Origin of the sequence: Longispora fulva, assembly GCF_015751905.1 — a bacterium.
Classification (GTDB): Bacteria; Actinomycetota; Actinomycetes; order Mycobacteriales; family Micromonosporaceae; genus Longispora; species Longispora fulva.
Genome location: NZ_JADOUF010000001.1, coordinates 6,046,214 through 6,070,981 on the forward strand (window position 1 = coordinate 6,046,214; position 24,768 = coordinate 6,070,981).

Sequence of the window (24,768 nt, forward strand, 5' to 3'; positions counted from 1 at the left end):
CCCGAGCCTACTGGGGCGTCAGTGCCCCGTCGTCTCCGATCGTGGCGGCGCTGGCCTTCAGGTCGGCCTTCGACAGGTCCCGGATCAGGGTCAGTGCCTGCTTCTTCGGGTCGATCGACGGATACCCGCCGTCCACCATCACGGTCGGCAGCACCTTTCCGGAGACCCAGGTCCCGTCCGCGCGCAGGGTCGCCGACACCACGCCGCCGATCCCGGTCGGCCCGGCGCTGGACAGCACGCGGTACCCGGAGAAGTTGCCCATCGAGTACGCGATGAGCCTGCCCTTGTAGAACTCCATCCCGCGCAGCACGTGCGGCCCGTGCCCGATGATCAGGTCGGCCCCGGCGTCGACCATGGCCCGGGCGAACTTGATCGGGTCGCCCCGGTTCTCGCCGAGGAAGTTCTCCGTCCCCGGCTTGACGTGCGCGTACGCCGCCCCTTCCGCCCCGATCTGCATCTGGACGACGACGAGATCCGCCTGGGTGGCCGCCGTGCGGACCAGCTCTGCGGCCTTGGGGACGTCGAGGAGGGACGCGCCCCAGGAGTAGGGCGAGAAGCCCAGCACCGCGACCTTGAGCCCCTTGACCTCGACCATCGTGATCTCTCCCGGGCCGCCGGTGGGCTTGAGCCCGGCCGTGGCGAGGGTCTTGCGGGTGTTGGCCAGCCCGGTCGGGCCCATGTCGAGTGTGTGGTTGTTGGCGAGGTTGAGGACGCCGAACCCGGCCGTCTTGAGGTGTTCGGCGTAGCCTGGCGGCAGTCGGAACGCGAAGCAGCCCTCCTCGGGCTTCCCGTTGACCTCCTTGCACTTCTTGTGCCCGGTGTCCTCGGTGAGCGGGCTCTCCAGGTTGCCCATGATCAGGTCGCCGGTGAGCGGGGCCCGCTGGAAGAAGTCCCTGCCGCCGTTCGGCGGGAGCAGGGTCGGGGCCGCGCCCATGATCACGTCGCCCGTGCCGGTGATGGTCACCGTGGGCGGCTCGGCCGACGGCGTGGGGACGGGAACAGATTCCGTCGATGGCACACCGGCAGAAACCGGCTTCTTCTGCTCATCTGTGTCGATGGTGAAGCCGACGACCACCGCGCCGACGCCGAGCAGCATCACCGCCGCCAGGCCTGCGACCAGCCAGTTCTTCCCGCCTGCCACCATCGGGCACCTCTCTCAGCCGAAGCCTCAGCCGGGGCAGCCTAGCCTCTGGCCTTTTAGAAAGAGTTCAGCAATACTCGGCTGGTGTCGCAGATAACCATCGCCATCGTCGGGGCCGGGAGCCGGGGCGGCTCGTACGCCGACTGGGTCGCCCGTCATCCCGAGCACGCCCGGGTCGTCGCCGTCGCCGAGCCCCGGGTCGAGTACCGGGACAAGCTCGTCACCGCCCACGAGGCCGAGGCGTTCACGGACTGGCGCGAGATCATCGCCAGGGGCGAGCGGATCGCCGACGCCGTGGCGATCTGCACCCAGGACGCCGACCACCTGGAACCTGCCCTCGCGTTCGCGGCCGCCGGCTACCACATCCTGCTGGAGAAGCCCCTGGCTCCCACCGAGGACGAGTGCCGGCGGATCGTCGCGGCCTGCGCCGAGGCCAAGGTGATGCTCGCCGTCTGCCACGTGCTGCGGTACACGCCCTACACCGCGCTGGTGCGGCAGGCGCTGCCCCGGATCGGGAAGATCGTCAGCATCCAGCACCTCGAACCGGTCGGCTTCTGGCACCAGGCGCACTCCTTCGTCCGGGGCAACTGGCGCAACACAGCCGAGTCGACGTTCATGCTGCTGGCGAAGTCCTGCCACGACATCGACTGGCTGCAGTACGTCGTCGGCGCGCCGATCAGCCGGGTCTCCAGCTTCGGCGGCCTCGCGCACTTCACCCGGGACAACCAGCCCGCCGGCGCGGCCGACCGGTGCACGGACTGCGCGCTCACCGACTGCTCGTACGACGCCCGGAAGATCTACAACCGGTTCTTCGACGAGGGCCGGCGCGGCTGGCCACTGACCATCCTCACCCCCGACCCGACGGCTGAGACCCTCGACGAGGCGCTGCGCGACGGCCCCTACGGCCGGTGCGTCTACGCCTGCGACAACGACGTCGTCGACCACCAGGTCGTCGCATTGGAGTTCGAGGGCGGCGCGAGCGGCGCGTTCACGATGACGGCGTTCAACGAGCAGGCCCACAGAAAGACCCGCATCTTCGGTACGCACGGCGAACTCGACGGCGACGGCGAGTCCGTCCGGGTCTTCGAGTTCGCCACCCGCACCTGGGAGAACGTCGAGGCGGAGTCCACGGGGGACGCCAGCGCCTCCGGCGGGCACGGCGGCGGCGACGACGGCATCATGGCCGCCTTCACGGCCGCCGTCCGCACCGGCGACCCCGAACACATCCGCAGCGGCGGCGAGGCCTCACTGAACTCGCACCTCGCGGTCTTCGCCGCCGAGCGGGCCCGTCTGCGGGGGACGGTCGAGACGGTCCGATAGCCGTCCTTCGCATCGATGGGCGTGGCGGGCAAATGGTAATGTGCCGCCCATGGCGCAGGTCGAGTTCAGTCCGGACGAGCTCGACGGGTTCGCCGCCGTGCTCGACGGGTTGGACGCCAGCCTCGACGCCCTCAGCCGGTATGCCGACGTGACCTGCCGCGCCGTCGACGACATGGGTGACCTGCGCGAGCCCCTCGACGGGCTCGCGCAGGCACACGCCCAGGTGTTGCGGGACAGCCAGTCCGGGCTGGGGCGCACGGCGCACCTGCTGGGCCAGGCGGCCCGGGAGTACCGGGCGCGGGATGTGGACGCGGCGACCAGCCTGGACAGGCTGCGGGGCAGCTCGTCCGCCCCGGGCTACGCCGCCACGGGCGGCACCGGCCCGGGTGGCGCGGACGTTCCTCCGCTCCCGATCCCCGAGTTCCACCGCCACGAGCGCCTCGCCGGCACCGAGGAACGCCTCGCCGAATACACCGACCTGTGGCACCGGCTGACCACCGACAACCTCCGCGCCCTCGTCACCGGCCCGCTCACCGGCCGGGTCGAGCGGCTCAGCTGGCTCGCCGCCGCGTACGCGACCCTCGGCACCGGCACGGCCGCCGTCCTCGACGAGATCGGTGCCGGCATCCCCACCTGGCGGACGCCGGCCGGCGCGGAGTTCGACGGCCACCTGCGCCACTGGCGGGCCGGCCTGTCCGGCGTCGCCGAGCTCGACCACGCCGTCGCCACCGAGCTGACCAGGGTGTCCGCCACCTGGGCCCGCTGCACCGAACGGGTCCTCGACCTCGCCGACGAACTGCTCGACGGCCCCCTGCCGCGCCTGCGCGCCCTGGTCTACCCGGACCGCAGCCTGAAGATCTGGCTGGTCCCGGCCCAGACCCAGGAGATCTACTCCGAGCTGCGCCGGGGCCTGGCCCTGCTCGCCGACATCGGCACCGACCTCGCGAAGGTCGAGCGGGCCGGCACGGCAATGGCCGACCAGCTCGGCCAGTGGCGGGGCGCGTGCGAGTCACTCCTGCCGAGCGCCGGCCGACGCGCATGAGCTTCGGGGAGCGCGACCAGCCGACGACGCCGTTCGGTGGCGTTCCCGGTCCGCGTACCGAGCCACCGGAGGTGGGGATGGACCTGTCCTCGACGGCGTTCGACGACCACTTCGCCCAGCTGGGGCAGTGGGCGAAGGAGGGTTGGCACTGGGACGACATCGAGTCCCGGGTCTACGACCTCTTCGACATCCCCGACCAGCACCGCCCTCCGGACTAAAAACCCGACCACCATTCGGTTACGCCGCGTCTCCGCACCCTGCCCGACGGCACCTCCACGGGAAGGTCAGCGGGCCCCGGCCCCAAAACGGCCCCCGGACCGGGCGTCAGCCCCACGCGCGGGGTCTGGCCAGCCAGGCCTTGCCGCCTTCGAGCACCGCCGCGTGCACCGCCCGTGCCAGCCGCGCGCCCCACACGGACCGCGGCCCGCCATACGGCTCCGATTCGCCCGTCACCGGACAGAGCAGGCACGACGCGTTGCTCGCCGTGCCGGTCGCCTCGATGCCCAGTTCCCACATCGCCTGCGCCTTGGCCTCCGCCGCCGTGGCGACGGCGTTCACGAGTGCCGCGTCGGACAGCCGGACCGGCAGGAAGCACACGAGGTTGATCGTGCCCGGCCGCATCCGGCGCAGGTGCCCGTCCGGGGCCGCGGCCCAGGCCGGGCTCCCGAGCCCGACGGTCGCGTGCGCCGTCACCCCGGCGTCGGCGGCCGAGACCACCTCGCGGACGTCCACCCCGGTCAGCAGCCCCACCCCGGGACCGGTCAGTCCGAGCCCCGCCGCCAACTCGCCGACATGTTCGGACGGGTCCGGCCGGCTGTAGGACATGGGGACGGTCGCGTTGAGGACCCAGTCTCGGACGCCCAGCCCGCCGCCATGCACACCGCTGGAGACCGCCGTCATGGGGGCGGGAAGTCTCCAGTACAAAATGGGGATTTGGAACCCGGATTCGGGCCGTGAGGTGAGTGTGCCGTCCACGCCCCCATCGTGTCCGACGGAGAAAACGACCTTGATCGTGGGTGCTGGCCCGTTTCCGACAACGATGGGCCTAGACTCGACTCGCGCGGGCACACCTGCGCGAGTGGAGGTTGCAGACGATGGATGAGGTACTGGGTCGCAGCGGGATCTTCCAGGGGGTAGATCCGGAGGCCGCCGAGGCGCTCGCGAAGGACATGGAGTACATCGACGTCCGCAAGGGTGACGTCGTGTTCAGCGAAGGTGAGCCTGGGGACAGTCTGTACATCGTGCTGTCCGGCAAGGTGAAGATCGGTCGCCGGGCTGTGGACGGGCGACAGAACCTGATCGCGGTCATGGGCCCGAGTGACATGATCGGCGAGCTCTCGCTGTTCGACCCCGGGCCGAGGACGGCGACCGCGACGGCGGTGACCGACACCCGTCTGTCCCGGCTGCGCAAGCAGGCCCTGCGTCCGTGGCTGACCAACCGGCCGGAGATCGCGGAGCAGCTGCTCCGAGTCCTCGCCCGCCGGCTCCGCCGCACCAATGACGCACTGGCCGACCTGATCTTCACGGACGTGCCCGGCCGGGTCGCCAAGAACCTGCTGCAGATGGCCAGCCGGTTCGGCACCCGCGACGGCGGCGTCCTGCGGGTCACGCACGACCTCACCCAGGAGGAGCTGGCCCAGCTGGTCGGCGCGTCCCGGGAGACCGTGAACAAGGCCCTGGCGGACTTCGCGTCGCGCGGCTGGCTGCGCCTCGACGGCAAGAGCGTGATCATCCTGGACCCCGAGCGCTTGGCCAGGCGCGCCCGGGTCTGACGGGATCCGCCGAGAACGAATCTGGACGGCGCAGTGAGCAGGTCCGCAGGGCTGGCCCTAGCGGACCTGCTCACTGCTTGCCAGATTCGCCCGCAGCGGGCCACTGCGCCTTAGAGCAAGATCAAGATCTTTATTTGTTACGCCGCGTCCCTTCTTCGGCACGCGGCGGTCTTCCCGCGCTGGTCAGAGGGCCGGGGTCACCCTGGCCTGGTCGGGGTGCGCCGCACCGGTCGTCAGCGATGCCAGCAGGGCGTCGCTCGCCGGCCGCTCCGCGAGCTGCTGCGTCGAGTACGCCAGCTCCACGGCCACCGTCGCCACCTCCCGCGCCTCCACCAGCTCCCCGGCGGCGGCCAGCGCCGAGGCGAGTGCCCGCTGGGCCACGATCCGGCTGCGCAGTTCCTCCACCGGGGACTCCGCCGCCCACCGGGCGTGCGCCACAGCCTCGTCGATCCTGCCGGCCTGGAGCAGCGCCTGGGCGTAGTGCGCGACGGCCTGGGTGCGGGGCAGCAGCAGCGACGGGCAGGCCGCGCACGCCGACACCTCCTCCAGCAGTTCCAGCGCGCGGTCGACGTCGCCCTGGGCGCGCCGGGCCTCGGCGAGCAGCACGAGCGGGCCGACCCTCGCCGCGTCCTGGGCGTCGTACGTCGACACGAGCTTCAGCGTCTGCAACGCCTCCTCCTCGGCCGCCGCGACGTCCCCCAGCTCCAGCCGGACATAGCCCCGGATGGTGCGGGCCATGCCGATGAGCAGCGGGTGGCCGGCCCGGGTCGAGTACGCCTCGGCCTCGTTGAGCAGGTCCACGGCCTGGGCGGGCTCGGCCAGCCCCCGGGCGACCACCCCGCGCACGATCATGGCCAGCCCCCGGCCCCAGTCGTCGTCGGTGGCCGCGAAGTCGCGGTACGCCCGCCGGGCCTCGCGGTCGGCCTCGGCCAGCTCGCCCAGCTCGGCGGCGGCGAACGCCTCCACACTGCGCAGGGTCCCGACGGCCCAGTGTTCACCGACCCGCTCGCCGAACGGCAGGAAGGCAGTGGCGAGCCGGCGGGCCTCGGCGAGTTTGCCGCCGAGTAGGCGCGCGAAGGCCGTCGTACCCCGGATCCATGCTCTGCCGACCGGGTCGTCGAGCTCGGCGAACAGGCGCGCGGCCCGGCCGAGCACGGTGTCGGCCGCATCGAAGTCGCCCCGGGTGGTGGTGACCCAGCCGAGGTGCTGCAACGCCCACGCCTGGTTGCGCCGATCCCCGGAGTCGACGGAGACCTTGTGCGCGGCCTCGAACCGCTGGGCGGCCTCGGTCAGCTGCCCGGCCAGGTAGTCGGCCATCCCGAGCCGCAGCAGCGCCTCGGCCCGTTGGGTGGGGATGTTGGCGGCCTCCGCGCCGGCGAGGGCCTCCGTCCACAGCCGCACGGCCTGCTCGGCGTCGCCCAGCACCCGGTGGGCGCGGCCGGCCAGGAGCTGGGCCTGCACCCGCACCAGCGGGTCGGCGTCGGCGAGGACGGGCGCCACGTGGTCGAGGGCGTCGTGCGGCCGGGCGAGTTGGAGCAGCGCGCGGGCGTAGGTGACCTGGTCGGAGGCTGACAGGGCACCGCCGGACAGGGCCGCGGCGCGTTCGGCGTACCGGGCGGCCTGCGTCGGGTCCCCACCCGACACCGAGCGCCGGGCCAGCCGGCCGAGGGCCGCGACCCCGAGCCGCGTGACGCTGGGCCGGTTGGGCTCGTCCTGGTCCTCGCGGAGGCCCATGGCCTGGCCGAAGTGCAGGGCCTGCTCGGCGTGCTCGGCGATGAACAGGTCGACGTCCACGGCGGACATGCCGGCCGGCGGGGAGGCCGACACCCAGCGGGCCAGCTCCGCGTGCCGTTCGGCCTTGTCCGCCATGCCCACCCCCGCGTACGCCGCCTGGCGCATCAGCGGGGTGGTGAACGAGTAGCCGTACCGTAGCCGGCGCAGCATCCGTCGGCTGAGCAGCTCTTCGAGCACCGGTTCGAGTTCGTCCTCCTGGGAGCCGAGCAGCATCTCCAGCGCACCGGACGGAACGGTGTCGCCCACGACGGCCGCAGCCCGGAGCACGGAACGCGACTCGGGCGGCAGGGCGTCGATGCGGGCGGCCAGGACGGCGGCCAGGTCCCGGGACAGCAGCCGGCCGTCGAGCGAGCCCGGCTCCAGGGTCCACTGGTTGTCCACGGAGGTCAGCAGGCCGCGCTCCTGGAGCAGGGTGACCAGCTCCGCGAGGTAGAACGGGTTGCCCAGCGCGGTGGCGAGCAGCTTGTCCTCGTCGGCCTGCGCGAGCCGGCCACCCGAGAGGTACGCCGACAGCAGCCGGGCGGCGTCGGCCCCCCGGAGCGGGGACAGCGCGTGCACCTCGGCGTCGGAGATCCGGCCGAGCACCCCGGCCGTGCGGACCAGCTCCGGGCGGCCCAGCAGCAGCACCAGCACCGGCCCGGTCAGCCGGGACAGCATCGCGCCGAGCGCGTCGATGCTCTGCGGGGTCGCGTCGTGCGCGTCGTCGACCTCGACCAGCAGCGGGGTCTCGGTGGCCAGCGCGGAGATCAGGGTGGCGACGGCCGCGGGGACCGCCTCCTCCTCGGACTGCTCCCTGCCGAGCCGCTCGGGCTGCATGACCGGCAGCTCGCCGAAGCCGAGCAGGGCGAGCAGCAGGTCGATGCTGATCGGATCCTTGACCTTGCCGCCCTTGGCCAGCCGCTCGGACACCCGGCGCAGCCGCTCCTCGGCGACGCCCTTGGTCAGCCCGGGGTGGGTGTTGCTGTCCTCCGGGTTGAGCCCGATGGCGACCCGGACCAGGTCGGCGAGGGGGGCGAGTCTCCTGCGTTCCCCGTACGCCGCGCAGCGCACCGACAGCGTCCTGGTCCCGCGCTTGGCCGCCTTGCGGGCCGCCTCGGCCGCGAACCGGCTCTTGCCGACCCCCGCCTCGGCCGTGACCACGAGAATACGCGGCTCGCCCCGGTCGATGACCTCCGCCAGCCGGTCGGTGACGCGGCCCAGGTCGGTCTCCCGGCCGAGGAACGCCGCCTCGTCGCTGAACCCGAGACGGGCCCGGTCCATCGGGGCGTCGAGCAGGCCGAGGAGTTCGTAGGTCTCGACCGGTTCGCGCTTGCCCTTGAGCTTGAGCGGGTGCAGCTTCCGCCAGGCGGCGATCCGTCGGGTGTCCGCCGCGGTGTACTCCCCCGCGTACGCGGTCCCGATCGCCGCCGCGTCGCCGATCCGGGCGGCGGTGTTCACGGTGTCCCCGATGACCGTGTACTCCACGCCCGCCTGCACCCCGGCCACCACCTCGCCGGTGTTCAGCCCGATCCGCAGCCCCATCGGGACGCCGCCGCCCTGCTCGTCGTCGAGCACCCGGCGGACGGCCCGCTGCATGGCCAGGGCGGCCCGAACGGCGCGCTCGGTGTCGTCCTCGTGTGCGACGGGCGCGCCGAAGACGGCCATGATGCCGTCGCCGGTCAGCTTGTCCACGTGCCCGCCGAAGGTCTTGACCGCGCCGGCCAGCGCGGCGAGCACCCGGTCGGTGACCGCGCCCACCCGCTCCGGGTCGCGGTCCTCCGACCAGGCGGTGAAGTCGGACAGGTCGCCGAACAGCACGGTGACGATCCGCCGCTCGGTGACGGGCAGCACGGCCTCGGCCGCCGGCAGGGCGGTGCCGCAGTTGTGGCAGAACCGCGCGCCGGGCACGGCCGTCGTGCCGCAGACCGCGCAGGTCACCGCGTCACCTTCAGGTAGTCGAGCTGGGCCTGGACCGTGAGCTCCGCCGCCCACCACAGCGAGGGGTCGACATCGGAGTAGACGATGGCGACGACCTCCGCCGGGGTGGTCGCGCCGGACCCGACGGCCGCACGGACCTGGTCCAGCCGGGCTCTGCGGTGCGCGAGGTAGTGGTTCGCGGCGGCCGAGACGTCGGCGAGGGGCGGGCCGTGGCCGGTGAGCGCGGGGATCGGGCCCAGGTCGGCGAGCCGGGTGAGGCTGGCCAGGTAGTCGGTGAGGTTGCCGTCCGGGTGCGCGACGATCGTGGAGCCCATGCCGAGGATCGTGTCTCCCGTGAGCACCGCCTCGCCGTTGACCAGGAAGGACGCGGAGTCGGACGTGTGCCCGGGGGTGAGCAGCACCTGGAGGGTGAGCCCGGTGAGCGGGATCTCGTCGCCGTCGCGCAGCCCCTCGGGAGCCCCGCCGTCCGGCTCCTCATGCCCGACCGGGTGCGCCCCGTGCGCGGGGTCGACGGCCAGGATCGGAGCCCCGGTCAGCTCCCGGAGCCGTGCAGCACCTTCGACGTGGTCGTGGTGACCGTGGGTCACCAGGATCATGGCGACGGGCCCGTGCGCGACGATCGCCGCGAGGTGGTCCTCGTCGAGGGGTCCGGGATCGACCACGACGCCGGCATACGCCTCCGGGTCGCGGAGGACCCAGGTGTTCGTCCCGGTGAGGGTCATCGGCCCGGGGTTGGGCGCACGGACCAACGTCGCCCACGCCGGCAGCTCGTCCAACAGGGCGCCCGCCGACCCGGACATCCGCCCCCCAGCATCCGTCATGACAGAGATGGTACGGCGACGAAGCTCACTATGCCCGGCGCGTAGTTACTCCGAGTCAATCGACCTACGCATATCGGGGCAACCGGGCGGACGACCAGGGAGGAGTTGTCGCCATCCAGTCACAGACGACGACAACTCCATCCAAAAGTGCTAGAACTACCGCACCTCGACGATCAGGTCGAGCTCGACCGGCGAACCCAGCGGCAGCTCCGAGACGCCGACGGCCGCGCGGGCGTGCCGGCCGGCCTCACCGAACACGGCGAGGAACAGGTCCGAGGCGCCGTTGATCACGCCGGGCTGTCCGGTGAAGCCCTCGGCGGACGCGACGAACCCGCCCACCTTCACGATCTTGACGACCTCGTTGAGCCCGACGAGCGAGTCCACCGCCGCGAGGGCGTTGAGCGCGCAGATCGCGGCCAGCTCCTTCGCGCGGTCGGCGGTCACGTCCGCGCCGACCTTGCCGGTCTCGGTGAGCTTGCCGTCCACGAACGGCAGCTGGCCGGACACGTAGACGAGGTTGCCGGTCCGCACGGCCGGCACGTACGACGCGACGGGCGCGGCCACGACCGGCATGGTGTGCCCGAGCTCGATGATCTTGGCGTAGGGGTCAGACATCACTTCTCCAGAGGGCGCTTCAGGTAGGCGACGGGCTGCTCCGGGCCGTTCGGTCCGGGGATGACCGTCACGAGTTCCCAGCCGTCCTGGCCCCAGTTGTCGAGGATCTGCTTCGTGGCGTGTACCAGCAGGGGCACAGTCACGTATTCCCACTTCGTCATGGTCCGAAAACCTATCAGTCGCCAGGTGGCACTACGCTGAGTCTGCAGCGCCACCACGCGGAGGGGTACATGCGGGCTCGCAGCGGACTGATCACCAGCCTCGTCTTCGGTGTTGTTCTCCTACTCTGTGTCGGCGGGGGCACCGGGGCGTTCCTCCTCGTGTCCTCCCTCGAGGGCAAGGGCGCCAGGACGCCGACCGCGGCGGTGGAGGGCTTCCTCACCGGCGTCTTCGTGCAGCGCGACGAGGACAGGGCCGCCGACTTCCTCTGCTCGGACGTCGACCCGACCCAGCTCGCCCAGAAGGTCAGCGAGGTCGACTCGCTGGTCCGGCGGTACCCGGATGTGACCTTCACCTGGACGACGGAACAGAAGTCGAAGGCCAAGCGCGAGACCGTCTACGACGTGCGGGTGACCGCGAAGACCCCGGCCGAGACGGTCGGGGCCCAGCACCTGGAGGTCACAGCGACGTCCAACGGCGGCTGGCGGGTCTGCGGCGTCAAGCGCGTAGCGGCATGAGCGAGCGCCAGCGAGCGAATCGTCGACACAGTCCCCTCGTGCCTCGTGCGACCGGCGAGCGCAGCGAGGCGGGCGCATGAGTCATCCGAGGCTGCACATCGTCACGGGCAAGGGCGGCACCGGCAAGACCACGGTCGCGGCGGCCCTGGCGCTCGCCCTGGCCGGCGAGGGTCGCCGCACGCTGCTGGTGGAGGTCGAGGGCCGTCAGGGCATCGCCCAGCTCTTCGACACCGCCCCGCTGCCCTACGAGGAGCGCAAGATCGCCACCGGCCCGGACGGCGGGGAGGTGCGGGCGCTCGCCGTGGACGTCGAGGAGGCCCTCCTCGAGTATCTGGACATGTTCTACCGGCTCGGTCGGGCCGGGCGGGCGCTGCAGAAGTTCGGCGCGTTCGACTTCGCGACCACGATCGCGCCGGGGCTGCGGGACATCCTGCTGACCGGCAAGATCAAAGAGGCGACGACCCGGACGGAACACAACAAACGGGTGTATGACGCGATCGTCGTCGACGGCCCGCCCACCGGCCGGATCGGCCGGTTCCTCAACGTGACGGCCGAGGCGGCCAAGCTCGCCAAGGTGGGTCCGATCAAGACCCAGAGCGAGGGGGTCGCGGCGGTCCTGCGGTCCCCGATGGCCACGATCCATGTGGTGACGCTGCTGGAGGAGATGCCGGTCCAGGAGTGCCGGGACGCGATCGCCGAGCTCACGGCCCTGGACATGCCGATCGGTTCGGTGATCGTCAACGCGACCCGGCCGTCGGCGCTGGACGGCGTCAAGATCACCCAGGCGGAGCTCAAGCGCGGGCTGACGTCCGCGGGGCTCCCCGCCGACAAGGCCACGGTCGGCGGTCTGCTGGAAGAGGCCAAGCTCCATCAGGTACGCCTGCGCCTGGAGCGCGAGCTGTCCTCGGAGCTCGACGCCCTGGAGTACCCGATGGTGCGGTTGCCACTGCTCCCCGACGGCATGGACCTCGCCGGCCTCTACGAGCTGGCCGCGACGCTGCGGGGTTCACTGTGAACCTGGACATGGACGCCCTGCTCGCCGACGCGCACACCCGGATCGTGGTGTGCTGCGGCTCCGGCGGGGTCGGCAAGACCACCACGGCCGCGGCACTGGCCCTGCGGGCAGCGGAGAAGCACGGCCGGCGCACCGTGGTGCTGACCATCGACCCGGCCCGCAGGCTGGCCCAGTCGATGGGGCTCACCGAGCTGGACAACACCCCGCGCAAGGTGGAGAGCGCCGATGGCGACCTGTTCGCGATGATGCTCGACATGAAGCGGACCTTCGACGAGGTCGTGCTCGCCCACACCGACCCGAAGCGCGCGAAGGAGATCTTCGCCAACCCGTTCTACCAGGCCATGAGCTCCACGTTCGCCGGGACGCAGGAGTACATGGCGATGGAGAAGCTCGGCCAGCTCCGCGCCACCGACGAGTGGGACCTGATCGTGGTGGACACCCCGCCGTCCCGGTCGGCGCTGGACTTCCTCGACGCGCCGCAGCGGCTCGCCCGGTTCCTCGACGGCCGGATGCTCCGGATGCTGCTCGCCCCGGCCCGCGCCGGGGGCAGGAGCGTGTTCAACCTGGTCACGGCCTCGTTCGGGGTGATGACGAAGGCGTTCACGAAGATCCTGGGCGGCCAGCTGCTCACCGATGTGTCCGGGTTCGTCACGGCGTTGGACTCGATGTTCGGCGGGTTCCGCGAGCGCGCGGAGCAGACGTACAAGGTGCTGCAGGCCCGGGAGACGGCGTTCCTGGTGGTGGCCGCCCCGGAGCCGGACGCGCTGCGCGAGGCCGCGTACTTCGCCGGCCGGCTCGCCGAGGAGAAGATGCCCCTGGCCGGCCTGGTGCTCAACAGGATGCACCGGCTCTCGGTCCCGGACCTGTCCGTCGAACGGGCGCTGGCCGCTGCGGAGAAGGTCGACAGCCCGGTGACGGCGGAGGTCCTGCGCGTGCACGCGGACCTCAGTCGGCGGGTGGCCCGGGAGCGACGGCTGGCTGACCAGTTCACCGCCGCCCGGCCGGGCGTGCCCGTCTTCGAGGTACCAGCCCAACCGGAGGATGTCCACGATCTGGACGGCCTCCGGCGGGTGGTGGGTTAGCAGATCTTCGCGAGTTCGCGATCCTTGAGGGCGGCCTCGAAGAGGCGCCGCCAGCTGGTGACCTGTGGGTGTCGGCGGATCAGGGCGCGGCGCTCCCGCTCGGTCATGCCGCCCCACACCCCGAACTCGATCTTGTTGTCCAATGCGTCGGCGAGGCATTCATAGCGAACCGGACATGTCCGGCACACTCGTTTTGCCACGTTCTGCTCAGCCCCCTGAACGAACAGTGCGTCCGGATCCCCGGACCGACACGCGGCTGCGCTCGCCCAATCAACGACAAGGCCCATATTTCCCGGTCCCCCCTTGTGGTGTCCCCCCTCATGGTTCGTTCGTGTACCCCACGTCCGAACCACCCAACCCTCACCCGGCGCGACCTGTGGTCAGCGAACCCCCTCGTTGACGCACCTTCCAAGCCGTGTGAACAAGTCTGCCCTGCGCGATCATCATCCTCCGTGATTGACCGATTACGCAATGTGTTGGAGAGAAAAACGGACAGTAATTTTCTCCTGACACATCGGAGTGGCTCACCCCCATCACGGGTGACGGAATGTCAACCTTCCCGTTGGACGCAACCTTCCCCGGACTCAGCACGTCTCTTGACACGTCAGGTCGGACCCGCGCGGGTGCCGGCCATACCGGCGCGTCACGTACTCTGAGGCGGTGCACTGGATGCGAGACCGCGATCGAACCCTGCTCTCCAACGCCGCTTCGCTGCTGGTCTGCGGCATCCTTGCCGGCGTAGTCGTCGCCGCCGTGGCCTTCCCGGCCGTGGCGGTCTCCGGGCTCGCCGCCAAGTCGGGAGCCGAGGCGTTCGAGAACCTGCCGAGTGAGCTCAAGACCCCGCCGGCGCCCCAGATCACCTATGTCAACGCCAGCGACGGCAAGACCCTGCTCGCGATGCTCTACGACGAGAACCGGCGCGACGTCGCGCTGACGGGCGTCGCGGACATCATGCAGAAGGCCATGGTCGCGGCCGAGGACACCCGGTTCTACGAGCACAAGGGCGTCGACCCGAAGGGCGTGGTCCGGGCGTTCGTCGCGAACAACGGCAGCGACGACGGCGACACCCAGGGCGCGTCGACCCTGACGATGCAGTACGTGCGGCAGTCGTTGCGGTACAACGCGACCACGCCGCAGGAGGTGCTCGCCGCCGTCGCGCAGACCCCGGCACGCAAGCTCAAGGAGATGCGCTACGCGCTGGCGCTGGAGAAGAAGCTCACCAAGGCCCAGATCCTCGAGCGCTACCTGAACATCTCCTACTTCGGGCACCAGGCCTACGGCATCTCCTCCGCCTCCCAGGTCTACTTCAACAAGCCCCCGGACAAGCTGACCCTCGCCGAGGCGTCGCTGCTCGCCGGCCTGGTGAAGTCGCCCAGCGAGTACGACCCGACGCTCAAGAACGGCAAGCAGTTCGCCCTCGACCGGCGGACCTACGTGCTCGAGCAGATGGTCAAGCTCAAGATGGTCACCCAGGCCGAGGCCGACGAGGCCGCGAAGGCCCCGATGAACATCACGGCGCACGACCTGCCCAACGGCTGTGTCAACGTCCAGCCCAACAACGCCGGGTTCTTCTGCGACTTCCTGGTCTCCTGGTGGAAGGAGCAGCCGGCGTTCGGCGAGGGCCCCGGGGAGCGGGAGGACCGGCTCAAGCGGGGTGGCTACACGATCACCACCACGCTCGACCTGAACCTGCAGAACACGGCCGTGGCCAACCTGAACGACCAGATCTCCAACCGCAACTCGATCGCGATCACCACCGCCGCGATCGAGCCGGGCACCGGCCGGGTGCAGGCGATGGCCGCGAACCGGAACTACAGCCTCGACCAGAGCGGCAACGGGGCGACCACCGACCCGGCGAAGCAGGGCCAGAAGGGCACCTGGCCGAACACCACGAACCCGCTGGTCAGCGGGGGCGGGGACATCACCGGGTACCAGGCGGGCTCGACCTTCAAGATCTTCACGCTGGTCGCGGCGTTGGACGCCGGGTTCCCGCTGGCCTACACGATCAACGCGAAGAGCCCGTACATCTCCAACCGGTACTGGAACTCCGAAAAGGGCGACTCCAGCTGCAACTACGACGCCGGTCGCCAGGAGTACCACTACTGTCCGAAGAACGACAACGCCAGCTGGATGAACGGCAACCGGTCCATGTGGACGGGCTTCGGGCGCTCGGTGAACACGTTCTTCGTCCCGCTCCAGGAGAAGGTCGGTACCTCCAAGGTGGTCAAGGCCGCCCAGGACGCCGGGATCAAGTTCCGGTCCAAGGGCGACGCCGAAATCTACGCCGGCCCCGCAGCCGACAACTACGGCTCCTTCACGCTGGGCGTCACGGCGACCACCCCGCTCGACCTGGCCAACGCGTACGCGACATTGGCGGCCGGCGGTAACCGGTGCGAGCCCATCCCGGTGCTGGAGATCAAGGACCCGGCCGGCAACAAGGTCGACGGCGCCACGCCGAAGTGCAGCCAGACGATCAAGCCCGACGTCGCCAACGCCGCGATCGACGCCGCCCGGTGCCCGCTCGACGACCAGTCGGCAGCGCACAAGTGCGACGGAGCCACGGCCAACGGCTTCCACAGCACCGTGGGTCGTCCGGTGGCCGGCAAGACCGGTACCTCCGACGAGACCTCGTCCACGGTCGTCGCCACCACCCCGCAGCTCAGCATGGCCGCCATCGCCGCCGACCCGGACAACCCGCAGCGCGGCGCGACCAACATGCACAACCAGGTCAACAACCTGGTCTCGAGAACCCTGCGCGACGGCCTCAAGGGCAAAGAGGTGAAGAACTTCACCCCACCGACCCAGCTGATGGCGTACGGCGACCAGAAGCCGGTCCCGTCCGTGAAGTGCCAGACGGCAGGGGCGGCCGAGTCCGCGATCCGGCGGGCAGGGTTCGAGGTCGAGACGTCCTCCGCCAAGATCCCGTCCGCGTGTCCCGAGGGCACGGTGGCCGAGACCAGCCCCGAGGGCCAGGCGCCCAAGGGCTCCACGATCACCCTGACGCTCAGCAGCGGCAAGGCCGGCGCGAGTGCCACCCCGGCCACCAACAACGGTGGCGGCGGGGGCGGCCCCGGCAATGGTGGCGGAGGAGGTGGCGGGGGCGGCATCCCGTTCCCGCCGATCCCGAACTGGCCACCGTCCAGGCGGTAGCGACAAAGGGGCACCCCGATCTCGGGGTGCCCCTTTCACGTTCCGGCCGTGGGGCTCGGGTCAGCCGAGCTGCTTGCGGACCTCCGCCGCGACCCGCCCACCCTCGGCCCGCCCGGCGACCGCGGCCTGAGCGGCCTTCATCGCCATCCCGAGGGCCTTCGGCCCCTCGAAACCACCGGCGGCGAGCGCGCCGGCCACCAGCTCGGTGAGTTCGGCGTCCGACAGCTGCGCCGGCAGGTACGCCTCCAGGATCTCCTCCTCGGCCCGCTCCTTGGCCGCCAGCTCCGTGCGGCCCGCGTCGGCGAAGGCCACCGCGGACTCGCGCCGCTTCTTGGCCTCCTTCGTCACGACGGCCAGCACCTCGTCGTCGCTCAGCTCCCTGGCCTGCTTGCCGGCCACCTCCGCGCTCTTCACGGCGGTGAGCACCATCTTCAGGGTGGAGGTCGTGAGCTCGTTGCGGGCCTTCATCGCGGTACGCATATCGGTTTCGAGCCGGTCCTTGAGAGTCGCCATACCGGGAAAACTACGCTAGGGGGCATGCGGACACGCAATGTAATTCGGTTGGCCGGTGCGGTCGGGGTTGTCGGGGCGGCATGTGTGGCCTACGGCACATTCGTGGAGCGGACCCGCTACACGCTGAGACGGGTCGACGTGCCGGTGCTCGACGCCGACGCCGAGCCCCTCCGGGTGCTGCACGTCACCGACCTGCACATGACCCCCAACCAACGCGGCAAGCAGGAGTGGGTGGCGGCGCTCGCTGCGCTCGACCCGGACCTGGTCCTGCTCACCGGCGACAACATGGCCCACCCGGAGTCGCTGTCGGGCGTGCTCCGCGCTGTCGAGCCGCTGCTGGACTTCCCGGGCGCGTTCGTGTTCGGCTCCAATGACTATCTGGGCCCGGTACCCAAAAATCCTTTCATGTATTTCAACCCCAACCGGGTGTACAAGCAGGGCGTGCCCCTGCCCAGCGAGGAGCTCCGGGCCGCGCTGACCTCGGCGGGATGGGCCGACCTGAACAACGCGAAGGCCACGGTGAAGGCCGGCGGCCGGCGGATCGACTTCGCCGGCGTCGACGACCCGCACGTGAACCGCGACGACTACGACTCGGTCGCCGGCCCGGTGGACCCGACGGCAGACATCCGGATCGGCGTGACGCACTCGCCGGCGTCCCGGGTCCTCAACCGGATGGTCGCCGACGGCTACGACCTGTTGGTCGCCGGCCACACGCACGGTGGCCAGGTGTGCATCCCGGGCATCGGCGCCCTGGTGACGAACTGTGACCTACCGCGCTCCATGGCCAAGGGACTGCACTGGTACTCCCGCGGCGACCACGCGGCGTGGCTGCACGTGTCCGCCGGGCTGGGGACGAATCCATACACACCATTCCGATTCGCGTGCCCGCCGGAGGCTACGGTGCTGACGCTGATCCCGCGGTAACCCGGTTGGCTTGAGCCCGGGGGGCTGCGCTACTATTTGGCGGCACGATCGGGGTATGGCGCAGTTTGGTAGCGCGCTACGTTCGGGACGTAGAGGCCGTCGGTTCAAATCCGGCTACCCCGACAGTTAGAACGGCAGGTCAGGGCCGGTTTCCCATCACGGGAGACCGGCCCTGACTCGTTTCAAGATCCGCTCCGGGAGAAATCTGGGAGAAGATCTTGAGAATGGGCCACTCAGGCGGCGGAACTCTCTCCCCGCAACAGCCGGTCCAGCACACCCACCGGGGACCCTGGGCTCAGCGTCCGGCGCTCGGCCAGGGCGGCAAGCCACAGCCCCGTCAAACCCTCCATGAGCGACTCTCGCATCGGAGCGGTGGTGTGGGAGTACCGGGCCTGGACCGATCCGTCCATGTGCCCCATGCGCTCGTCCTTGAGCTGCGCAGGGATGCTCAGCCCGTCCATGATCGTTTTGTGGCTGTGCCGTAGACCGTGCGGCGTCAGCCGAGGGGCGATCGGCAGCCAGCAGGCGTCGGCACGCAGTGCCGCGCCCCTCCCCCGTGCAGGCACCCCGGGCCAGGGTTCACCCAGGATCGGCACTGGTCGCGGTTGCCCGCCTGTCTGTCCGGGGTACCGGCCCGTGGCTGCCGGGTGAAACAGCCAACTCGCGAACCCTGACCGTCGCCAGTGCGCGGCCAGCTCTCCCACTCGCGCGCTGCGCACATAGCCGAGATCCGCGACAGCCGCCCGCACCGTGACCCGCGTGGCCTCTGGAACCGTGTCCGGTCTGTTCAGCACGTTGGAGACAGTGCCGGTAGACACGCCAGCTCTCCGGGCCACGTCGACCAGCTTCGGGCCGGGCAGGCTCGCGGCACCGTTGGCCGGTCGGTGACCACGGAACACGTAGGTCCGCCCATGGCAAGCGCAGGGCGGGTGCGCGGAGTGCGCGATGTGGTCGAGCAGTAGACGGCTGTGCCACCGCGGCAGGTCGATAGTCCTCCGCGAATCGTCCTTCGGTGGGCACCGGTGCAGTTCCCCGGTGTCCAGCTCGTAGAGCTGCCATTCCACCCGCAGCTCTCGCCCCCGGACGTACTCCGTCTCCAGCCCGACCATCTCCCCCCAGCGCATGCCGGTGTAGCCCTTCGTCACCACCGCGACGAATTCGTCATCGCGGCCCGACAACAGCGCGGCGCGTTCAGCGAGGAGGAGGATGCCCAACGCGTCGGTCACGGCCTTTTCGGGTCCGCGTCGGCTGGTTCGTCCGGCTCGTTTCCCTCGTCCGCGTCGCTTGGTGACGGGGTTGTCCGTGATCAGCTCCTCGTCCACCGCGTCGGACATGATCAGGTGGAACGTCGCCCGCCAGGTCTTGATGGTCGACTCCGCGTAGCCCAACGCCCGCTCGCGCTTCTCCCAGGCGTCGACATCCCCGCGCTTGATGTCCGCAAGCGCCCACTCCTCAAACGCCGTCAGGAGGTGGGTTTCGAGGTTGCGGCGGTAGGTCTGCATGGTCGATGCGGCGAGATCCTGGGCCGCGTACCACCGGGTGGCGTAAGCGCCGAACGTCTCCCGCCCGAGCGACGGGTCGCGCCAGGTGCGTTTGCGAACCCGGGCCTCTTCCTCCTCGGCGGCCTGCTCGGCCTCCCGCTTAGTGCGGAACCGGATCGTACCGCCGGCGTCGTCCTTGACGGTCCCGTACTTTCCAGTATCGATCTTGTACCGGCCACGCCAGTAGCCACCGCGATTCTCCGCGAACGCCATGTGCATCACTGCCCTTCAGAAATGGAACGCCCCGCACGGCAGTTGCCGTGCGGGGCTGACGAATCATGCTGCGGACCGCAGCGTTGCCGCGCGGACACGAGGCGGCGTACGCCCCTTCAACGGGATCACCGTTCCTTCCCCCTGGCTGCGTCGCTGCCGAGGGATGGCAGCCACGACAGTGGGGGTGCGATCGCGGTTGGTGGCTTCCACCTCGAAGAGGCGAATGATCTCGGTGATGTGCTGTTCGGTGAAGCGGTAGCTTCCGCCGATCCAGGCGAAGGGAATTCGCTTCTTTCGAGCCTGTTCCTTGACCCACCACTCCGAGCAGTCAAGGATCACGGCGACTTGGGCCGGACGGTAGAGCGCCGGCAGCCCCGTGACGGCGGGACCCCTGGGGGAGTCAGTGCGCACCACGTCTACCTCCCATGTAGCAGGTGCAGGGAACCCACCTCAGAGGCCGCAGACGATGCCAGCAGCACTCAAGGGTCTCCCGTGATGGATGACGACCCGCCTCCGATATGGAGTGTTTCAGCGGCCCTCTCAGAGCGCCGTAGAGGCAAGATCTCGAACGGGTTGGTAGCCAAGTAAGGGCCGGTTGCTCTCAGAGGCTCTGAGAGGGTCCGTTTCCGGCTCTCGGCCCGTGATCGTTCCGGGCGGGTGCCGATTTGGGGTGGGGTAGCCGTCCCAGCCGTCCCAGCCGTCCCAGTGCAGGTCAGCCCTGGGACGGCTTGAACGGTGGGACGGCTTAAGCCGTCCCAGGGACATCACGGCGACCGGCGAGAGGGTTCCGGCCCGGGGTTGCGTGGGACGGCTTGAGCCGTCCCACGCGAAAAGCCGTCCCGGGGTCTAGCTGGGCGGGGACGGCTGGGACGGCTGGGACGGCTCCCCCGCGTCCACCGGCTCCTCGGCCGTTTCGGGGCCAGGGATGTACCTGTTCCACGCGTCCTGGAACTCGACACGCAGGTAGCCCTTGGACTGTCCCAGCGGTGCGGGGAACCGGATGTTCTTCGACCGGATGTCGTACTCCCGCAACAGGTCACCGAGCTTCATCGCGGTCAGCCCCGCCGTTCCGTAACCGGCCCACGGTGCCTCGGGGTCGGCCTTGAGCCGTTCCAGGAGCAGCCCGGTCGGCAACGCGTCGAGGTCCGCGAACGCCGTCCGGCAGTCCGCGAGGAGCCGGATGCGGTCCGACGCCCCGGCCGTGTCGTCGGCAGCAGCCGTCAGGACGACGGCGGCGGCCCGTGCCCGATCGGGCCAATCCCCACCCGCCAGGTCCGCGATCGCGATCAGAGGCTCCCAGGTGTCGGCGGCCCGATCCTCCAAGGGCATGCCCGGCTCGGCCGCCTCCAGCGCCGGCAGATGCCCGGCGAGCCACTTCGTCAGCTCGACCCCGATCGCACGCAGCGCCGGACCGTCGCGACGCACCCGGTACGGAGCGACCGTCTCCCCAGGTGCCCGGCGGCGCATCCGGATGATGACGGCCCGGTCCTCGATCGTGTCCGGCATCGCGCCGATGCCGGCGAGTGCCGCCATGGCGAACGTGGGGATGTGCTCGACCTCGTTGCGCTGGTTGTTCCACCGGATCGTGGACCGGTTGCGCTGGTGACCCGCGTTCAGCAACCCGCGCAGGTCCTCGTTGTCCCCGGCCTTCGCCCCGAAGATGGTGTCCGCCTCATCGATCAGCAGGGTCGGCGGGGTGTCCATGCCGATCGAGCGGTACACGGCAGCCGTGGAGCAGTTCACCGTCATCAGCGGCTGGTGACACGTGCCCTCGACAACGTCGAGGAGACGGGACTTCCCGCACCGACGCTCCGGCGCCCGGATCACCAACCGGGGAGCGTGAGCCCACGCAGCCTGCGCGTGGGTCGCCGCGATCCACAAGACGGTGGCGTCGGCGGACTCGGGGTTGGGGGTGATGACGTAGCGGACGAGCGCGGCCCGCAGCGCGTCGAGCAGGGCGGCACCGTCGATCTTCACGGCACGTTGGGTGGTCATGCGGCGGCCCTCCGGTTGATCGGGTGAACGGTGGCGATGCGGTCGGCGGCACGGTGGGCGGGGCCGTGCGGGTGGTCGGCGGCGTAGGTCTCCATCTCCGCGATGCGGGCGGCCACCTGCTCCTCCCACGTCGGGGCGAGCGGGGCCGGCGCGGCGGCGATCTCCACCTGACGGGTCGCGACGTGCCGCAACGCGTGCTGGTAGCCGGAGTGCCACGCGGACTCGACCATGTAGCCGATGAACTCGTGAAACGTCGTCGGGTCAGAGAACATGGCGTGCATCGTGTGCTCGGCCACGGCCTGCGGGTCGGGGATCACGACGAGACCTCCGGGGTAGTGGCGGTCAAGGTCTGGAGCTGGAACAACAGGCCCAGCAGTCGGGCCTGCGCGGCGGCGTCGTCGGCCGGGAGCCGGACCGACAAACGCACCTCGGCGTGCTGCGCGCTCGGCCCGGCGACGCGGGTCAAGACGGCGGACCCGTTCGGGAGCTGGAGTCGCACCGGGTGCGCCCGGTGCTCCCCCAGGTCGCACCCGCGTCCCCGGCACCAGTCCGGGCACGTGGCTCGGTTGCGGCGGTTCATCGGCTGTTGCGGCGTTGGGTGGACAGGAACGTGAAGATCCGGCGTCCGGTGCGGATGCGCCGTCCGGTGCCCTTGCAGCGCCGGCAGTCACGCCACGCACGACCGAGGGGGGACCGGCGTTTGCCGGAGCCGGTGCAGCGCCGGCAGGCCGCGAACGGCCAGTACGCGCACGCCAAGGCATAACCGAGCGTGATCAGAGGTATTCCGAGGCAGAGGGTGCTAGCGAGGATGGTTCGGGGGTTCACAACGCCTCCACAGGCCGTTTCAGGGCATGGCGGTGGAAGGCCGCTAGCATGCTAGCGGCCTGGCCAGGTCAGATATGGATTGCTAGCGAAGGTGCTAGCGCTAGCACCACCCGGTACTAGCGCTAGCAGCCTTCCGGCACCTAGGCCGCACCCCGCTTACGGTCACGCTCCGTCATGACGTCGTGGACGTCGGACCGTGCGATGCCGCGTCGGGTGACGGCCTTGCCCTCGACGCGCTTACCGACGTCGGTGACCTTGATCCCCGGGTGCGGCTTGAGCGCCGCCGTGAGCTGTTCGGACGCCCAGCCCTCGTAGATCTCGGGCCGCATCTCGGCGAGACGCGTGGTCAACGTGTCGTTCCACGCCTTGGCGTCGCCCTCCGGCCACACGGCCAGGAGGTCAGCGAGGAGGTCGAACGTCGGGCCGGTCGGGCGGGTCTGCTCTTCCTCGGTCGGCATGGTGCCGGCCTTCTGCCGGTAGCCGATCGCGCGGCTGATGATGCGCTCCGCCGCGACGTTGTCGACGTAGTAGGACCGCTTCGCCCCCGGCTTGCCCAGCCCGGACAGGATGCCCCAACCGGCCTCTACGACCGGCTCGAACACCGTCGCGCGCAGCCCGTTCTTGTAGGCCGACGTCCCGAGGATCATGTCGTTGGCCGTCTGGTCTGCGACCGACAGGCAGAAACGGGTGTTGACGTTGCGCGTGATGCCGGTCGGGAGCGAGTCCTTGTCCGGGATCTGCGTCCCCAACAGGATGATGATCCCCAGCGCACGGCCCAGCTTGATGACCTTCTCCATCTTCTCGCCGGCCGGCTTGCCGAACGTCGGGTGCGAGAACAGTTCCTGCACCTCGTCGAAGAACGCGACGAGGGGGTGCAGCCCCGAGCCCTTCAGGGACGCCAGTTCCGGGGTGACCTTGTTCTCGGGTGCCTTGCCGGCCTTGCCGTAGTGGTCGATGCGCTTCGAGCGGCGCTGGCACTCCTCATACAGCCAGTCGACGAACGCCGCAGCCCGGCCGATGGTGTCGTCATCGAACCCGTTGCCGTACTCCAGGCACACGGGCGCGACCTTGGCGAAGTCCCCGACGCCCTTGAGTTCGTACCCGCGCAGCTCCACCCGAGGGTCAAGAGCCGCAGCGAGGACCAGGTCCCGGAGGGCGAACGTCTTGCCCGAACCGGGCTGTCCGCCGAAGAGCCAGTTGCGGAACATCAGCTCCGCGTCCACCGTGTCCAGGCGCGGGGTGGTGGCGAACGGGAACGGCTTGAACACGTCCACCTTCCCGCCCGAGATCAGCGGCCACGCGGGCTGCTTCATCTGCGACGCGGGTTCGTACCCGACCCAGAGGGCGAGTCGGCCGGTGTGCCCAGGGGCCTGCTCCGGCCAGACCTGGTCAAGGGGCAGCCGCAGGCCCGAGGCCAGGCGTCCGCGTCGGGCGATGACGTCGGATGCCTCGACCCCGTACGGCAGGTCGATGATGGCCAGGTGTCCGGGGCCGTCGCGGTGGATGTCGGTCGGGAACGCGATCGCCTTGGGGTTCTTCGCCACGGCCGAGTTGATCCCCGACAACTGGAGGCTGACCAGGGCGCGGCGGACCAGCTCCGCCGTGAGCTTGCGGTACTTGTTGCCCTCGATCACCCGGTCCGTGATCGGCTTGTCCGCCGGACGACCAAGCCGAGCCAGGACCGGCACCGACCCGACCGCGATCGCCCAGTTCCACCACGACGGCGTCGGCCCATACGCCAGGACCGCGCCGGCGATGCTGGCGGCGGTCGCGCCCCCGAAGACGAGCATCCACCGCCACCGGGCGGCGGCCTGGCGCTGCTTGTCCAGCTTGAGCCACGTCTCGGCGTCCTTTCGGTCGGCAGCCGCCTGGCGCAGCGTGTAGTTACCCTCCTCCGCCGTCGCCCACTTGAGCATCCGACCGATGCCCCTGAACAGGCCGACGGGTGCCCACCACAGCATCTTCGCGACGTACTTCGGCACCCGCAGCGCGTGGTACGCCGTGACGTACGCGGTCTGCTTGGTCCACCACCGCAGCATCGACCGGACCCCGCGCCAGGACCGCAACCACTGCGCCACGAGGGGGCGGCGGGCGGCTTCGCGCAGCGCGAACCCGGGGGTGATCTCGTCCGGCGGGTCCACCGGGCGGCCCAACGGCGGTTCGGTCACCTCGAACGACTCGAAGTCCTCCGGGTCGTCGGAGTCGTCGCCGTCGTCGGTGCGGATGTCCTGCGGGCGGGGAGCCGGGCGGGTGCGGTTGGCCCGCGCCGTGTCCAGGTCCACCACGTCCGCGTCAGGGAGGGTGAGGTCGTGTTCGTACCGGTCGAAGTCGAACCGGTCATCCGGGCTTGTCATGATGGTTCTACCTCCATGTTGGGGTGCGGGGCACAGCCGTGGTTTCCAGGCCGTGAG

Annotated in this window: 23 protein-coding genes and 1 tRNA gene; 10 read left to right on the forward strand and 14 right to left on the reverse strand. The window is 70.4% G+C overall.

What is annotated here, in order from left to right; genetic code table 11:
• Positions 1-7: 7 nt before the first annotated feature.
• Positions 8-1,144, reverse strand: coding sequence for a CapA family protein (locus tag IW245_RS27330; RefSeq protein ID WP_197006026.1), 1,137 nt, complete (start codon positions 1,142-1,144; stop codon positions 8-10).
• An 81-nt stretch (positions 1,145-1,225) separates the two neighbouring features.
• On the opposite strand from IW245_RS27330, the gene IW245_RS27335 reads away from it, so the two are divergent.
• The 3 genes from IW245_RS27335 to IW245_RS27345 are packed head-to-tail and all read left to right on the forward strand — an operon-like array spanning position 1,226 to position 3,721.
• Positions 1,226-2,461 (forward strand): Gfo/Idh/MocA family protein, encoded by a 1,236-nt coding sequence (locus IW245_RS27335; RefSeq protein ID WP_197006027.1) that lies wholly within the window; start codon positions 1,226-1,228, stop codon positions 2,459-2,461.
• Between the two features lie 49 nt (positions 2,462-2,510).
• On the forward strand, positions 2,511-3,503 hold the full coding sequence (locus IW245_RS27340; RefSeq protein ID WP_197006028.1) for a hypothetical protein: 993 nt from the start codon (positions 2,511-2,513) through the stop codon (positions 3,501-3,503).
• Positions 3,500-3,721: a hypothetical protein gene (locus tag IW245_RS27345; protein WP_197006029.1), complete on the forward strand. Its 222-nt coding sequence runs from the start codon at positions 3,500-3,502 to the stop codon at positions 3,719-3,721. Before IW245_RS27340 ends, IW245_RS27345 begins: the two co-directional genes overlap by 4 nt.
• A 106-nt stretch (positions 3,722-3,827) precedes the next feature.
• Here IW245_RS27345 and IW245_RS27350 read toward each other — a convergent pair whose 3' ends face one another.
• Positions 3,828-4,478, reverse strand: coding sequence for an adenosylcobinamide amidohydrolase (locus IW245_RS27350; RefSeq protein WP_267920028.1), 651 nt, complete (start codon positions 4,476-4,478; stop codon positions 3,828-3,830).
• Positions 4,479-4,597: 119 nt separating this feature from the next.
• Here IW245_RS27350 and IW245_RS27355 point away from each other — a divergent pair, with 119 nt between their 5' ends.
• Positions 4,598-5,275, forward strand: coding sequence for a Crp/Fnr family transcriptional regulator (locus IW245_RS27355; RefSeq protein WP_197006031.1), 678 nt, complete (start codon positions 4,598-4,600; stop codon positions 5,273-5,275).
• Between the two features lie 183 nt (positions 5,276-5,458).
• On the opposite strand, the gene IW245_RS27360 is transcribed toward IW245_RS27355, so the two are convergent.
• The 4 genes from IW245_RS27360 to sp36 all read right to left on the reverse strand — a co-directional run bounded on the left by IW245_RS27360 (position 5,459) and on the right by sp36 (position 10,583).
• Positions 5,459-8,986: an AAA family ATPase gene (locus IW245_RS27360; protein WP_197006032.1), complete on the reverse strand. Its 3,528-nt coding sequence runs from the start codon at positions 8,984-8,986 to the stop codon at positions 5,459-5,461.
• The gene (locus IW245_RS27365; RefSeq protein ID WP_372445256.1) at positions 8,983-9,807 is read right to left on the reverse strand and encodes an MBL fold metallo-hydrolase; all 825 of its coding nucleotides are present in this window, start codon (positions 9,805-9,807) and stop codon (positions 8,983-8,985) included. The genes IW245_RS27360 and IW245_RS27365 overlap by 4 nt, the downstream gene beginning before the upstream one ends.
• A gap of 156 nt (positions 9,808-9,963) precedes the next feature.
• A complete protein-coding gene (locus tag IW245_RS27370; RefSeq protein ID WP_197006033.1) occupies positions 9,964-10,422 on the reverse strand; it encodes a RidA family protein in 459 nt (152 codons plus the stop codon).
• Positions 10,422-10,583, reverse strand: coding sequence for a Sp36 family protein (gene sp36, locus IW245_RS27375; RefSeq protein ID WP_197006034.1), 162 nt, complete (start codon positions 10,581-10,583; stop codon positions 10,422-10,424). The genes IW245_RS27370 and sp36 overlap by 1 nt, the downstream gene beginning before the upstream one ends.
• A 69-nt stretch (positions 10,584-10,652) precedes the next feature.
• Between sp36 and IW245_RS27380 the strand changes: the two genes are divergently transcribed.
• The 3 genes from IW245_RS27380 to bagB all read left to right on the forward strand — a co-directional run bounded on the left by IW245_RS27380 (position 10,653) and on the right by bagB (position 13,196).
• Positions 10,653-11,099, forward strand: a complete 447-nt coding sequence (locus tag IW245_RS27380; RefSeq protein ID WP_197006035.1) for a hypothetical protein — start codon at positions 10,653-10,655, stop codon at positions 11,097-11,099.
• Between the two features lie 76 nt (positions 11,100-11,175).
• Positions 11,176-12,114, forward strand: coding sequence for an ATPase BagA (gene bagA / locus IW245_RS27385; protein ID WP_197006036.1), 939 nt, complete (start codon positions 11,176-11,178; stop codon positions 12,112-12,114).
• A gap of 8 nt (positions 12,115-12,122) precedes the next feature.
• A complete protein-coding gene (gene bagB / locus IW245_RS27390) occupies positions 12,123-13,196 on the forward strand; it encodes an ArsA family ATPase (RefSeq protein ID WP_197008704.1) in 1,074 nt (357 codons plus the stop codon).
• Here bagB and IW245_RS27395 read toward each other — a convergent pair.
• Positions 13,193-13,483, reverse strand: a complete 291-nt coding sequence (locus IW245_RS27395; RefSeq protein ID WP_197006037.1) for a WhiB family transcriptional regulator — start codon at positions 13,481-13,483, stop codon at positions 13,193-13,195. The two genes, bagB and IW245_RS27395, sit on opposite strands and share 4 nt — an antisense overlap.
• 382 nt (positions 13,484-13,865) lie before the next feature.
• Between IW245_RS27395 and IW245_RS27400 the strand changes: the two genes are divergently transcribed.
• Positions 13,866-16,346 (forward strand): penicillin-binding protein, encoded by a 2,481-nt coding sequence (locus IW245_RS27400; protein WP_197008705.1) that lies wholly within the window; start codon positions 13,866-13,868, stop codon positions 16,344-16,346.
• A 60-nt stretch (positions 16,347-16,406) separates the two neighbouring features.
• On the opposite strand, the gene IW245_RS27405 is transcribed toward IW245_RS27400, so the two are convergent.
• Positions 16,407-16,859 (reverse strand): GatB/YqeY domain-containing protein, encoded by a 453-nt coding sequence (locus IW245_RS27405; protein ID WP_197006038.1) that lies wholly within the window; start codon positions 16,857-16,859, stop codon positions 16,407-16,409.
• Between the two features lie 24 nt (positions 16,860-16,883).
• Here IW245_RS27405 and IW245_RS27410 point away from each other — a divergent pair, with 24 nt between their 5' ends.
• Entirely contained in the window at positions 16,884-17,783 is a 900-nt protein-coding gene (locus IW245_RS27410; RefSeq protein WP_197006039.1) for a metallophosphoesterase, read from the forward strand.
• A gap of 49 nt (positions 17,784-17,832) precedes the next feature.
• Positions 17,833-17,906, forward strand: a tRNA-Pro gene (locus IW245_RS27415).
• A gap of 110 nt (positions 17,907-18,016) precedes the next feature.
• Here the strand turns inward: IW245_RS27415 and IW245_RS27420 are convergent.
• From IW245_RS27420 to IW245_RS27445, 6 genes are all read right to left on the reverse strand, one after another.
• The gene (locus IW245_RS27420) at positions 18,017-19,537 is read right to left on the reverse strand and encodes a LacI family DNA-binding transcriptional regulator (protein ID WP_197006040.1); all 1,521 of its coding nucleotides are present in this window, start codon (positions 19,535-19,537) and stop codon (positions 18,017-18,019) included.
• Between the two features lie 63 nt (positions 19,538-19,600).
• The gene (locus tag IW245_RS27425) at positions 19,601-19,951 is read right to left on the reverse strand and encodes a helix-turn-helix domain-containing protein (protein WP_197006041.1); all 351 of its coding nucleotides are present in this window, start codon (positions 19,949-19,951) and stop codon (positions 19,601-19,603) included.
• A 432-nt stretch (positions 19,952-20,383) separates the two neighbouring features.
• Positions 20,384-21,532, reverse strand: coding sequence for a DUF3631 domain-containing protein (locus tag IW245_RS27430; RefSeq protein ID WP_197006042.1), 1,149 nt, complete (start codon positions 21,530-21,532; stop codon positions 20,384-20,386).
• The gene (locus IW245_RS27435) at positions 21,529-21,849 is read right to left on the reverse strand and encodes a hypothetical protein (RefSeq protein ID WP_197006043.1); all 321 of its coding nucleotides are present in this window, start codon (positions 21,847-21,849) and stop codon (positions 21,529-21,531) included. Before IW245_RS27435 ends, IW245_RS27430 begins: the two co-directional genes overlap by 4 nt.
• Positions 21,846-21,998 (reverse strand): hypothetical protein, encoded by a 153-nt coding sequence (locus IW245_RS27440; RefSeq protein ID WP_197006044.1) that lies wholly within the window; start codon positions 21,996-21,998, stop codon positions 21,846-21,848. Before IW245_RS27440 ends, IW245_RS27435 begins: the two co-directional genes overlap by 4 nt.
• A gap of 499 nt (positions 21,999-22,497) precedes the next feature.
• Complete coding sequence (locus tag IW245_RS27445; RefSeq protein WP_197006045.1) at positions 22,498-24,711, reverse strand: P-loop NTPase family protein; 2,214 nt, start codon at positions 24,709-24,711, stop codon at positions 22,498-22,500.
• Positions 24,712-24,768: the final 57 nt, after the last annotated feature.